This is a genomic window from Paenibacillus sp. JT31N17 (genome assembly GCF_056269255.1).
In genome coordinates this window covers 56071-69566 of sequence record NZ_JBWDNP010000006.1, presented here as the reverse complement: position 1 = coordinate 69566, position 13496 = coordinate 56071, and the positions used below count along the sequence as shown (strand labels likewise).

Here is a 13496-nt window from a genome sequence, read left to right as displayed (position 1 = left end):
TTTTTGTTTTTGCAGGTTAATAAGTATGAGGAGGCGGTTAGATGGATATTTATCGCATTGGGGTATTGGAAGGGGACGGGATCGGACCGGAAATCGTCGCTGCGGCGGTGAAGGTGATAGGGGCTGCGGAGAGAAGCTGCGGGCTTGAGCTGCTGGAGTGGGTAAGGCTGCCGATGGGGCTTGAAGCGATCGCGCAGTATGGCGACCCGCTGCCGCAGGCGACGAAGGAGGCGCTGCAGAATTGCTGCGGCTGGTTGATGGGACCTCATGATTCCGTTTCCTATCCGGTGGAACACCGGACCGGCCGAAATCCGAGCGGCGAGCTGCGGCACAGCTTCGACCTGTTTGCCAATATCCGGCCCAACCGGACGCTGCCCGGCATCGACAGCGTAGCGAAGCAGGCGGATCTCGTTATTTACCGCGAGAATACGGAGGGCTTCTACGCTGACCGGAATATGGCGTACGGAACGGGAGAGTGGCAGGTGACGCCGGATATTGTCATTTCGGCCGGCGTCTTTACACGCAAAGCAGCCGAACGGATTGCCCATGCTGCTTTTCAGGCGGCCAGGTCGCGCCGGAAGCATGTTTCCATTATCCACAAGGCTAATGTGATCAAGCTCGGATATGGCTTGTTTCTCGGCGTTTGCCGGGAAGTCGCATCGCAGTATCCCGATGTGCGGGTGGACGATTACCATATCGACGCCGCCGCAGCCCATCTGGTTAGAAGGGCAGGGGACTTCGACGTCATTCTGACGACGAACATGTTCGGCGACATTCTGTCCGACCTCGCGGGAGAGCTGGTTGGAAGCCTGGGAATGGCGCCGGCGATCAATGCGGGCGATCACTTTGCAATGGCGCAGGCCGCCCACGGCTCGGCACCGGATATAGCGGGCCGGAATATCGCGAACCCGGTCGGGATATTGTTATCCTCGGCATTGCTGCTGGAATGGCTGGCCGGCCGGCACGGGGATTCGCGGCTGCAGCGCATCGCGGAACAGATTGTACGTGGAGTCGAGGGAGCAGCTGCCGCAGGCATCCGTACCGCCGACCTGCATGGCACAGCCTCCACGAGCGAATTCGCGGAGGCTGTCATCCAATCTATGGACAGGTCTTAGTTAAGAAAATTGCTTTACCGGCAAGAATGGCGATAACCGGTTCTTCCTGACTGATGGATATCTAAATCGTTTCGATGGGGAACAGCTCGGTTGACAAATAACGTTCTCCGGTATCCGGCAGCAGCACGACAATGTTTTTCCCGGCATTCTCAGGCCGGTTGGCAATCTGAACAGCCGCATAGACAGCCGCGCCGGAGGAAATGCCGACGATCAGTCCTTCGCTTCTCGCCAGCTTGCGGGTCGTCTCGAGCGCATCTTCATTGGTCACGGCGATGATTTCGTCCGCTATATGGCGGTGGAAATTGTCCGGTACGAAGCCCGGACCGATTCCCTGGATTTTGTGGGGGCCTCTCTCCCCGCCCGACAGGACAGGGGAGCTGAAAGGCTCAACCGCAATAATCCGGACCGAAGGCTTCCGCTCTTTGAGGACTTCGCCGACACCGGAAATCGTGCCGCCGGTTCCGACGCCGCCCACGAAAATATCGACCGATCCGTCCGTGTCCCGCCAAATTTCCTCCGCTGTTGTTCTGCGGTGGATTTCCGGGTTGGCCGGATTCTGGAATTGCTGCGGTATGAACGAGTTCGGGGTCGCAGCTGCGAGCTCCTCGGCCTTCTTGATCGCGCCGGCGATGCCTTCCGCGCCGGGCGTGAGAACAAGCTCGGCCCCCAGGGCAAGCAGTATTTTTCTCCGCTCGATACTGAACGTTTCGGGAAGCGTAATGGTCAATTTATAGCCGAGCGCGGCCGCCGCGAAGGCGAGGGCGATCCCGGTATTGCCGCTTGTGGGCTCGATAATGACCGTATCCTTGTTGATGACGCCGCGTTCCTCCGCATCCTTGATCATGGCGAAGCCGATCCGGTCCTTGACGCTTCCGGCGGGATTGAAATACTCCAGCTTGGCGATCAGTACAGCGCCGACATTATATTTGGCATTGAAATTTCTCAGCTCCAGCAGGGGCGTATTGCCAATCAGCTGGGTGAGGTTGGTGGCGATTTTGGCCATCGTGGTGAGCTCCTGTCCTAGTGGATTATCGTTAAGGTGCCGCAGCGGCTTCTTCCGGGCCGATGCTGTAGGAATTGGCCGGGCGTGCCAGACCGTAATGCTCCCGAAGGGTCCTGCCTTCGTAAGCGGTGCGGAAGATACCGCGGTTCTGCAGCTCGGGTACGACCTTGTCGACGAAGATATCGAGGCCGTCCGGGTAGATGGGAGGCATAAGGTTGAAGCCGTCAGCTGCGCGGTTCTCGATCCAGCGCTGAATGACGTCCGCGACTTCGATCGGCGTGCCGGTACAGGTCAGATGGCCCCGCGCGCTTGCCAGCCGGTTCACAACCTGACGGAGCGTCAGGCTGGAATCGCTGCGCAGCATATCCAATATAAGCTGGTGCCGGCTTTTGCTGCCGTTGACGGATTCGATCCCTTTCGGGTCGATGATAGGCGGGATCGGGCCGTCAAGCGGAAAGCCGGTCAAGTCAACGCCGAAGCGCTCGGACAGCTTGGCTACGGCGTCATGGATATCGTGAAAGGCGTTCAGCTCATCTTCGAGCTCCTGGGCTTCAGCTCTGGTGTGGCCGATAATCGGGCTGAAGCCCGGCAGGACGACCAATTCGTCAGCGCTGCGTCCGTATTTCGCCAGCCGGCCTTTGACATCCGCATAGAACGCCTGGCCTTCGGCCAGTGTAGGCTGTGCAGTGAAAATGACTTCCGCCGTCCGGGCTGCCAGCTCGCGGCCGCTGTCTGAAGAACCCGCCTGTACCAGAACGGGATAGCCTTGAGGCGGACGGGGGATGTTGAGCGGCCCTTTCACGCGGTATACGCTGCCCTCAAAATTGATTTCATGCAGTTTGGCTTCGTCTATGGAGATGCCGGAGGCTTTGTCGAAGACGAGCGACTCTTCCTCCCAGCTGTCCCACAGCTTTTTTGTTACTTCGACGAATTCTTCCGCCCATTTGTACCGCTCCGAATGCTCCAGATGCGATTCCTTGCCGAAGTTGAAGGCTGTCGCATCCGTATGGCCGGTAACGATATTCCAACCCGAGCGGCCCCCGCTGATATGATCCAAAGAAGCGAATTTGCGGGCGACATGGAACGGCTCGTTGTAGGTAGTTCCGACAGTGCCAATCAAACCAAGATGTGTAGTGGCCACGGAGAGAGCGGAGAGGAGCGTGAAAGGCTCAAGCCGGCGTCCCGTACCGACATAGCCGTCTGCCATGAAGACGGAATCAAGCAATCCGCGTTCGGCGGTTTGCGCCAATCGTTTGTAATACCCGAAGTCGAAGGTGAGTTCGGGCGTCGTTTTGGGATGCCGCCAGGCGGCGGCATGATGGCCTGCCTGCCGAAGAAAAACATTCAAATGCACCTGCTTCTTTGCTTTGCCCATTACGCTGAAACCCTCCCTGTATTTTTTGGTGCTTCCTCAATCGCCTGCAAGCACCAAGAATTCCGACCATGAAGGCGCGCTTACGCTCATCGTTACGCCAGACAACAGCAAAAAAAAGGAGAACACAATTCAATCCTTGTGTCTCCAGCAGTCTGGTCAACTATATGCTTGTAATCCTAGTGGAATAATAAGTTAAATGTTATCACCAATCGGATAGGGCGTCAATAACTGGCTGTATCCTTCATGTGCAAAATCGTTTTCCACATCTTGACACAGATTATGGACGATGCTATATTCTAAATCATAGTTTATTTATTGGATTACTAGTAAATAATCGACCGGTCGACCGGAGAGACGTAAGAAGCTGCGCCTCTCCGGTCATTTTGCTATCCATAACGGAGGGGTGACTGCAGACGCATTTATTCATTTTTACCAATTCCTGATAGAAGGAGCGTGCATTTAAGTGAGCATCTCATTGAAGAAGTTCGGCAGGACAGGTCTGAAAGTATCCGAGGTGGCGCTGGGCACAATGGCGTTCGGCCGCTGGATCGATGAGTCGAAATCGGCGGAGGTGCTGGATACGGCGCTCGATGCGGGAATTAATTTTATCGATACGGCTGACGTATATGGCAAAGGAACCGACCTTGGCAACCCGCTGGAGAGCGGCCAATCGGAAACGATACTTGGCCATCTGCTGGGTGCCCGCAGGCATCGGATTATTCTGGCGACCAAAGTGCATGGACGCGTCGGCAGCGAGCCGAACGACCAGGGCCAGAGCCGCTACCACATTATTCGCGCGGTTGAGAACAGCCTGCGCCGCCTTAAAACCGATTATATCGATCTCTATCAGGTTCACCGTTTCGATAAAGAGACGCCGCTCGAGGAAACGCTGCGCGCGCTTGACGATCTTGTCCGCCAGGGCAAAGTCCGCTATATCGGGGCTTCCAACTACGCCGCATGGCAGCTTGCCAAGGCTCACGGCATATCGGCTCAGCTGGGTCTGCACCGTTACGAGAGCAACCAGCCCGAATACAGCCTCATAGCCCGGGGGATCGAGCAGGAGCTGCTTCCGTTTGCAGCGTCCGAAGGCTTGGCGATCATCGCATACAGCCCGCTCGGCCGCGGTGTGCTCACAGGCAAATACCAGTTCGATCAGGCGCCGCCGGCCGGCTCACGCGGTGCTGCGGGAGAAGCGCGGATCAAGTCGCTGCTGGAGAACGAACGCAACTTCCAGATCGTAGAGGGGCTAAAGCCGATCGCAGCAAGGAAAGGATGGACGCTGGCGCAGCTGGCGCTCAACTGGGTCATCAGCCAGCCGCATGTAACGTCCGCTATTCTTGGTGCTTCAAGCCCGCAGAATATAACGGATTCCGTTGCCAAAGCGGCGGAGAAGCTGACTTCCGAAGAGCTTGCGGAAATTGACGAGATTACGCGGGGCGTTCCCGGCAGTCTAAAGACGCTGCGCGAAACGGCGGCAACAAAGTCATAATGGAACGAATATAATTGGGAATCACTCGTATCGAGCCCGCCTGATATGCAATTCGTATAGAAGAGGAAAGAATTCCATAAACGAACAGGAGAGGATCGAAAAGTGGCGAAAGGACTGGAATTGGACGAAGTCTGGATCAGACAGGTCGAGGAGCAGGTCAACGGATTGGAATATGGCTCTGTTCAAATAACGGTGCATGACGGAAGGATTGTCCAGATTGAACGGACTGACCGCAAAAGGTTCGAAAATAATACGTCCGGCGGTGTCAAAAAACAATCCCCCCGTACGTAGATAGTAAACAGAAAATGAATAAAGCCAGCCCATTCTTAATGAGAACGGCTGGCTTTATTGCAGTTGAAGGACGAATGACCTTCCACATGGAGTTGCCCGTTATGCGAAGACTCGCCCGTATACTTGTCCCGGATGCAGGGCGAGAGCTGGTCTATATTAGGGATAATCAAATGCCGATAGTCGGCAAATCGTCGATGGATCAGCCGGGAATGAACAGGGGCTTGTCATTCGCAATATATTAATATTTTTGACTATTGACAGGAAGGCTGTGTGCGGTAATGTTTAAATAAAGCAAGTCGATATTCGATCGGATTTGATGGGGGGCATCATTTTTGGCCGGTTGCCGATTCAAGTTATTAGGCAGTTTGCAAATCGCGCTCAATGACGAGGTGATTACGCCGCTTCCCGGCGGGAAAGCCAGGCTGCTGCTGGCCTATTTAATCCTCTCATTTGACATGCCGCAGAGCAGAAGGCAAATTGCCTTTGATTTTTGGCCGGATTCCACGGAGAAACAGGCCCTTTCCAATTTACGCAAGGTCATCCACGATCTTCGGGAAAGCTTTCCGCAAATTAACCCCTATCTGAAGATTACCCCCGCATATTTACATTGGAATAATGAATTGCCCTGTTATTCGGATGTGTACGAATTTGAACAGGCGGCGCACGGCCAAAGCCTGCATATGCTGCAACAAGCGGAAGAGCTGTACCGGGGGGAGCTGCTGCCCGGATATTACGAGGATTGGCTCAATGCGAAGCGGGAATTGCTGGCGCAGCTGTATGCCGATGTTCTTGAGAAACTGATCGCCATATTGGAAACGCAAAGGGAATATTCGTCGGCCTTATTTTTTGCCAATAAGCTGCTGATCCAAAATAGATTAAGAGAGGAAACTTACCGCACGCTGATGAGGCTGTACGCCTTGAAGAATGATATGGCCGGCGTCGCGCAAACCTATCAGCAGCTGCACGGTGTTCTGGAGGCGGAATTCGGAATCGGTCCTGCGGAGGCGACCCTGCAGCTATTTGAAAGACTTGTGCAGAACAGATGCGGACATGCGGCTGCCGTGCACAGCGAAACCCCGTTCATCGGCAGAACCGCAGAATGGGAAAGCATGCTGAGTGTTTGGAAGCAAGCCGCGGCAGGCCAGTCCTCTCTGATTGTATTGAAGGGAGAGGCGGGAATCGGCAAAACCAGATTGTCCCGTGAATTTATGGCATGGGTGGAAAGCCGGGGAATTCAAACGGTTTTTGCCGGCTGCTATCTATCGGTAAGGTCCATGTCCTATACGCCGGTGACAAGCTGGCTGAGAAGTCTTCCCCTGCCGCAGCTGAATCCGGTCTGGCTTTCCGAATTAGCCCGCTTGCTGCCGGAGCTTCTTGAGCGATACCCGGACCTGCCGGCGCCAAATCCCGTTCAGGAAAATTGGCAGCTTAACAAATGGTATGAGGCGATCGAACGGATGCTGCTTGCCGAGCAGCCGCTGCTGCTCATCCTGGACGATATCCAATGGAGCGACACGGAAACGCTCCAGCTTGTTTCCTTTCTTCTGCGCGGCGATTCCAGGACCAAACTGCTCGTGGCCGCGACAATGCGGACAGACGAGGATGCAAACGGGGCTGTCATGCATCTGTTCTCCGGCCTGCGGACCGAACGGAAGCTGACGGAAATCGAGCTTGCTCCTTTCAGCGAAACAGATACGAAACGGCTGATGACAGCGACGGTCGGCGATGTCCTCGCCGACCGCCATTCATCCGGTTTATATGCAGAGACGGGCGGCAATCCATTATTTATAGTAGAAACGATGAGGGAGTGGCAAACAGGCAGCGACAAGAACGAATTTCGTCTTTCGCCAATGGTAATCACCGTCATCGAGAACCGCTTAAGCAGGCTCTCGCCCATTGATCGCCAGCTTGTATCGGCCATGGCCGCAATCGGCAGGCCTGCATCGGCAGCGTTTATGATGATCCTGACAGACATGGAAGAGGAAGCTGTTCTGGAACGGATAGAGCAGCTCGTGCTGGTGAAGGTTCTGCAGGAAACGGGGGACGGGAAGTACGATTTTGCACATGATATGATCAGGGAATCCGCGTACAAGCTGAAAAGCGAGAGCAGGCGCCGCCAATGCCACCGGCAGATTGCACACAGCCTGAACGTTTTTCATCATGGGCAGACTGAAACCGCTGCCGCGGAAATCGCCTTGCACTTTGAGCTTGCGGGCATGAACAGGGAGGCCATTGTCTATTATGAAATGGCCGCATTGGCGGCGGAGAAGATTTACGCCAATGAAACGCGGATCAACTATTATCAGAAGCTGTGCATTCTGCTGCCTTTCGGGCAGATTCTGCCCATTCTGATGAAGCTTGGCGAGGCCTTGATCATCACAGGAAACTGGAAAGAATCGGAGAGGATTTATAAACAATGGTTTGAACGTTCGGGAAGCTCCGCAACGATTCAGGAGCGATCCCGCTGCGACGTTGCGCTGGGCAACTGTCTGCGAATGCAGGGAAAATATGAGGAAGCAAGCTTTCATTTGGAGCGGGCGCTGCGCTGCTTTGAGCTGCTGGACGATTATTCCGGACTCAGCACCGTCTATGTAACGCTTGGTACTCTGCATTACTATAGAGGGAAGTACGACGAGGTCCTCTACTATCTGATGAAAAGGATGGAATTGCCCGGTATCGGAAACCAAACCAGGGAGGATTGCCGATCCTTCGGTATTATTGGTCACATCTATTATGACCGCTGCGAGTACGATCAGTCGATTCATTGGATCAAGAAACAAATCGCGCTGGCAACGGAGACCGGAGACAAGTATACGATCGAGCAAGCTATGGGCGTATTGGCGATGGTGTATATGGACATGGATGAAATGAATCAGGCCTTCGGCTTCATTGCCGATAAGATGGAGATCAGCAAATCGATTGGAGATCGTATGGGCTTTGCCATTGCTCACGGCATGCTGGGCAAATATTATCTTTGTCACGGCGAGCTTGAGCAAGCGGCGCCCTGCATCGCTTTTTGTCTGGAAGAAGCCGTATGGGTCAAGGACTTGCGAATTGCAGGCATCATGCTTGGCTTTGAAGGGCTGAGGCTTCTGGAGCGGCAGCGGCTGGAGGAGGCTGATCGTATGCTTGGCCGCTCGGTTCGGCTGTTCAAACAGCTGAGCACCCCTTACTTTGCATCCGAAGCGCTTTATTCCATGAGCTTGCTGAAGCAGAGACGCCAGCAATTCGACAGCGCTGTGGAGACGGCGGAGGAAGGGCTTATGCTGGCAAATCGGCTGAAAAGGAGAGATATGCAATTCAGGCTCAATTTGCTTCTCATCCGGTTGAAGGCTGATTTAAGTCAGATCACGTCCGCCGAACAAGCGGATGAGCTGCAGCGGATGCTGGAGCACTTTCCCGGCCAGCAGGAAGAGGCTGCCATTCGCTTCGCCATATGGAAGCTGAATCCCGGATCGTCAGAGCAGCGGACCGCCGCGCTTACGTTGAACGAAGATCGTTACCGGAAATCGGGCAAACAGGAATATCTCGACCGCTGCCGCGAGCTAAGCGCTCTGTGCCATGCCGCCGCCGCGCATCCGCTGCCGAAGCTTACAACCGAGATCATCCGATCCAAAAGAATATCACCGGGCATGCTGGATGAAATCGACCGTTTTTTAAACGGCTGATAAATGTGAAACGCTTTTGAAGCGCTCCCTTCTTTAGGATGTATCTAAAGGGGGGATTTTTTTATTCAGATAGCCATAGAAGCTGGAGATTGATTGCGCCACCGATACAGCAGTTGTCCAAACCATTACGGAAGGATGAATTTCATTGAAGCTGAATTTTACGAAAAAGAGAACGTTTAAAATTGGTGTTTTGTTCATAGCTGCCATTATCGCGAGCTCGTTGGGATCCGCATATGCAGCGGTCAAGCTGGAGCCGATCAATGCTTTTCTTAACCGGAGCGTGTCGTTTGTGCTGAAGGGTGAATTATGGCAGCCCAAAGATCCATCCGGCAAATCGCTGGCGGCGATCAGTTATAATGGAAGCACCTACTTGCCTGTCCGCGCTTTGTCTGAAGCGCTGAAAGTCCCGATCGACTTTGACGCTGCCGATCAAAAAATTTATATCGGAGGAAAACTCGGAGAAAAGACGCCGATTTTTGCCGCACCGATGGAGATTGACAACATCTATGCCATTTTGACCAAAGACCCCAAAGAAACAATGGTGAAAGATAAACAGTTCCAGCAGGTTTTGAAGATTGACCAGTACGGGGATGTTATTTTTACGATTGACCGTAAATACAAGCGTCTCGTCCTGGATGCCGCTGTCATTAGCCCCGGAGAATATGATGTGGAATATTCGCTTTATAACGTGGGGGATGATGCAGGATCGACAGCCTCGACTGTCCTGGAAACTCATGCCGTCAGTCCGGAAGATGATGTGAAGCAGCTTATATTCAATGTAGAGGGTCTGGAAAAAATTAAAATTCATGTGCAAAGCCATAATTTAAATCCATATATTTATGCCCGGATTATGGATACGTCTTATTTCGATAACGGGGATCCTGCCGCCAGCGCAGCAAGCAGCAAATGAAATGACACTTAATAGCCACATGCACTAAAAAAGGGATCGTTTGATCGGCCGCTGTTTCGATATCCGGACTGCTTCCCTCCGCTGCCGGAGCGGAGGGAACGCGTCAGGCGGGCATGCACGGTAAGCAATCTTGATGAGAACTTACAACACAGATGAACAGCCTATAATTATTTCATAGTGAAATATTACCTGCAAGAGCATTTTCATAAAATACATAATTGCTATTGTCAAACATCATTTAAGATATTATACTTGTACACAAGCCGCGTCTGGTATCGATACCAGATCGTTCTCAAACATTTCGGGGGCTTAAGAGGAGTATTTATGGTATCGATACCATATTCAAATCTGGTATCGATACCATAAAATTTTTTATTCAAAGCAGGACTGAAAAGGCGGTGGTTTAACAGGCTTGATGGATCGAATTTTTCGTGTCAAGCATGGGAATACTTACGTAAACAGCATGAAAAAGCAGCAGTAAACTGATTTACCGCATACCTTACATTTCTGAACTTATCGAATCGGAGGAACACAACAAATGAAATCTAAAGCCTTGTTCGGCGTTCTGTTAGCTATGTGCTTTGTTCTTGTCGTGACCGCATGCGGTCAAAATAATACGAATACCAATACCGGTAACAATAATGCTGGAAGTGAAAGCGCTGCAAACGGAAAAATTACATTGGATCTCTGGTATTGGAACGGCGCGATATCCGATTCAACGATAGAGGCCGCCAAGAAAAACTTTCCTAATATCGATATAAAGGCGGAGAAGCTTCCGTCCGGACCTGACTATTTGACCAAATTAAAAACCACAATAGCCGGCGGCGGAAGCGGACCGGATATTGTCGCGATGGACAGCTGGGTTTCATCCATGCTGGAGTATAAAGACAAATACGTCAATCTGTATGACCAGGGAGCCCGTGATATTCAATCCCAATATCTGGACTGGAAGTGGAAAATGGCAGCAACCAGCGACGATCAGTATCTGATCGGGCTGCCGATTGACGTCGCGCCGGTTGTCCTTTATTACCGCAGCGACTTGTTCGCGAACGCGGGAGTGCCAAGTACGCCGGAAGACATCAAGAGTCAAGTGAAAACCTGGGATGATTACATGAATCTTCTCCAAAAGGTTAAGGATAAAACAGGTACGCAAACCGGAACGCTCGTAGATATATTCAGAAGTCTCCTGGGTCAGAACAGTAAAGGCTTCTTCGATGAAGGCGGCAATTACATCGGCGACCAGGATCACATCAAAAGCGTCTGGGATGATTCGGTACAAGCCTATAAAGCAGGTTTGACATTCCCTTACTCCAGCGATTCCGAGAAGAATGCCGCGATGAATAACAGTAAAATTTCTTCGTTTAGCGGGGCTTCATGGGCAGTGGGAGACTTGGTTGGTGCGGCACCCGACACGAAGGGAAAATGGAGCATTGCTTATCCGCCGGTTGGCGTAGGCAATCAGGGAGGTTCCTTCTTCGGTGCCTTGAAATCAAGCAAGCATCCGAAGGAAGCCTATGAGGTCATTAAATTCCTGGTCAGCCCTGACAATCTTGTTAAGGGATATAAGGAATTCGGTAATTATCCTTCTACACCTGCTGTCTACTCGAATCCGGAAATGGAGAATAAGAATGAATTTTTCGGAAATCAGGATCTGAGCCCCATATTTGCCGATGCGGCGAAGGATGTTAAAGTCGCGCATACGGACCCAAGAGACGATATGGTCCTTAATTTACTGGTTCAGGATCTCGGTTATGTAGATACGAAGAAACAGGATCCCGAGAAGGCATGGACAGACGCGCAGGATCAAATTAAACGCCAGCTGTCGCACTAAGCGTCAGCCACCTTGAAATAGGGAATCAAATAAGGGTTGAGGCGGGCGGAATTTGAAGCCTGCCTCGCCCGCATTCGTGGAGGAGTAATATGGGAGGCCTTTTAAAAGAGATTTATAAAAGCAGGATGTTTTATCTGTTTATTTCTCCTTTCTATATCTTGTTCTTAGTTTTTTCCGTGTTCCCCATTTTCTTCTCCATTTATCTTTCCGTTCACAAATGGGATGGAATCGGGGAAATGACGCCTGTAGGCTTCGACAACTTTGTTTACATGTTTCACGATCCCACTTTCTGGCAGGCATTAATCAACAACGTAGCGCTCTGGTTATTATCTAATGGACCTATGCTAGTCATCGCTTTGATCGTAGCGTTTGTGATTAATCTGTCGATCGTGAATTTCAAGGGATTTTTTAGAATCGCCTATTTTCTGCCGAATATAACGGCTATGGTTGCCGTTGTCATAATATTTCAGTCTATGTTTGGCAATGAGTACGGGCTGATCAACTTTTTCTTTGAAAAGCTCGGGCTTGATAAAATTGCCTGGTTCAATAGCAGCGCCGGTGTCAGGACCGTCATTGCCGCAATGATTGGCTGGAGATATATGGGCTACAATGCCATCATTTTTTTATCCGGCTTGCAGAGGATTCCCAAGGACTTGTATGAAGCGGCAAATCTTGACGGAGCCAGCGGATTCCAGATTTTTACCAAGATTACGATTCCAATGCTTAGACCGATTATCCTGTTCTCAGTTATGATGTCTACCATCGGCGGCTTTCAGATTTTCACGGAGCCTCAGGTACTCGCCGGGAATCAAGCTCCTTATCCGGGCTCTGATACCATCGTGCTTTATATGTACCGGGAAGGCTTCACCTATCAGAATTATGGATATGGGGCAGCTGTATCCTGGGTGCTGTTCTTCATTATTGGTATCATATCGTTATTGAACTGGAAAATCTTTAATAAATCAGACGATTAATACTAAAAGGAGCATAATAAGATGATTTCAAAAAAAATATTCGTGCATACTTTTTTGTTAATCGGTGTTCTATTTTCTATATTTCCATTTTATTGGCTAGTAGTCATGTCAACGAATGAAACAAGTGCGATTTTTGCGTTTCCTCCGAAGCTGACATTCGGCGGTTATTTTGTGATGAACTTTAACCATGTCATGGACAATATCAATTTTACACGGGCATTCCTGAACACGGTGTTTATTGCTGTGATCAGCACCACACTGCAGCTGTTTTTTAATTCATTGACCGGATTTACTTTCGCCAAATTCAAGTTTCCGGGCTCCAAGGCGCTTTTCTATTTAATGATCCTGACAATGATGATTCCCGCACAAATGCTGCTTGTTCCTCAATTTATTATTATCAAGGAGTTGGGGTGGCTGGGGAGCTACAAGGCGCTCATTGTTCCGAGTATAGCAAGCGCGTTGGGGATTTTCTGGATCAGGCAGTATGCGCTGGCCATTCACGATGATTTGCTTGAGGCTGCACGTATCGATGGCTCCAGCAAATTCGGGCTTTATTGGCGTGTTGCGCTTCCCATCCTGAGACCTGCCCTTGCGTTTCTGGCCATCACGACCTTCATGGGAGTTTGGGAAGATTACTTATGGCCGCTGATTGTCCTGACGGATACGTCCAAATTCACATTGATGCTGGCGCTGCAGCAGTTAAAGTCGGCTCATACGGCAGATTACTCCATGGTTATGACAGGAACGCTTATGGCGACCGTTCCGTTGATCATCTTCTTCCTGCTGGTTAGCCGGCAGTTCATTGCCGGGATCATGGAAGGAGCGGTTAAAAGCTAAGGA

The 13496-nt window shown here is 51.4% G+C and carries 10 protein-coding genes; 8 read left to right on the top strand and 2 right to left on the bottom strand.

Features of this window, described 5'->3' with window-relative positions:
* Window positions 1-41: 41 nt before the first annotated feature.
* Window positions 42-1115, top strand: coding sequence for an isocitrate/isopropylmalate dehydrogenase family protein (locus AC0YOB_RS20220; protein WP_475794280.1), 1074 nt, complete (start codon window positions 42-44; stop codon window positions 1113-1115).
* Window positions 1116-1176: 61 nt separating this feature from the next.
* Here AC0YOB_RS20220 and cysK read toward each other — a convergent pair whose 3' ends face one another.
* Window positions 1177-2118 (bottom strand): cysteine synthase A, encoded by a 942-nt coding sequence (gene cysK / locus AC0YOB_RS20215; RefSeq protein WP_210037815.1) that lies wholly within the window; start codon window positions 2116-2118, stop codon window positions 1177-1179.
* A gap of 31 nt (window positions 2119-2149) precedes the next feature.
* Window positions 2150-3493 carry an LLM class flavin-dependent oxidoreductase gene (locus AC0YOB_RS20210; protein ID WP_475794279.1) on the bottom strand — a complete coding sequence of 448 codons (1344 nt, stop codon included), beginning with the start codon at window positions 3491-3493 and terminating at the stop codon, window positions 2150-2152.
* A gap of 469 nt (window positions 3494-3962) precedes the next feature.
* Here AC0YOB_RS20210 and AC0YOB_RS20205 point away from each other — a divergent pair, with 469 nt between their 5' ends.
* The 7 genes from AC0YOB_RS20205 (at window position 3963) to AC0YOB_RS20175 (ending at window position 13493) form a co-directional block, all read left to right on the top strand.
* Window positions 3963-4982, top strand: coding sequence for an aldo/keto reductase (locus AC0YOB_RS20205; RefSeq protein ID WP_475794521.1), 1020 nt, complete (start codon window positions 3963-3965; stop codon window positions 4980-4982).
* Window positions 4983-5084: 102 nt separating this feature from the next.
* Window positions 5085-5273 (top strand): YezD family protein, encoded by a 189-nt coding sequence (locus tag AC0YOB_RS20200; RefSeq protein ID WP_210037812.1) that lies wholly within the window; start codon window positions 5085-5087, stop codon window positions 5271-5273.
* A 332-nt stretch (window positions 5274-5605) separates the two neighbouring features.
* Window positions 5606-8941, top strand: coding sequence for an AAA family ATPase (locus tag AC0YOB_RS20195; RefSeq protein WP_475794278.1), 3336 nt, complete (start codon window positions 5606-5608; stop codon window positions 8939-8941).
* 145 nt (window positions 8942-9086) lie between these two features.
* Window positions 9087-9851, top strand: coding sequence for a hypothetical protein (locus AC0YOB_RS20190; RefSeq protein ID WP_475794277.1), 765 nt, complete (start codon window positions 9087-9089; stop codon window positions 9849-9851).
* 538 nt (window positions 9852-10389) lie between these two features.
* Entirely contained in the window at window positions 10390-11682 is a 1293-nt protein-coding gene (locus tag AC0YOB_RS20185; protein ID WP_475794276.1) for an ABC transporter substrate-binding protein, read from the top strand.
* Window positions 11683-11771: 89 nt separating this feature from the next.
* Window positions 11772-12656, top strand: a complete 885-nt coding sequence (locus AC0YOB_RS20180) for a carbohydrate ABC transporter permease (protein WP_475786236.1) — start codon at window positions 11772-11774, stop codon at window positions 12654-12656.
* 21 nt (window positions 12657-12677) lie between these two features.
* Window positions 12678-13493: a carbohydrate ABC transporter permease gene (locus tag AC0YOB_RS20175; RefSeq protein WP_475794275.1), complete on the top strand. Its 816-nt coding sequence runs from the start codon at window positions 12678-12680 to the stop codon at window positions 13491-13493.
* The last annotated feature ends 3 nt before the right edge of the window (window positions 13494-13496 follow it).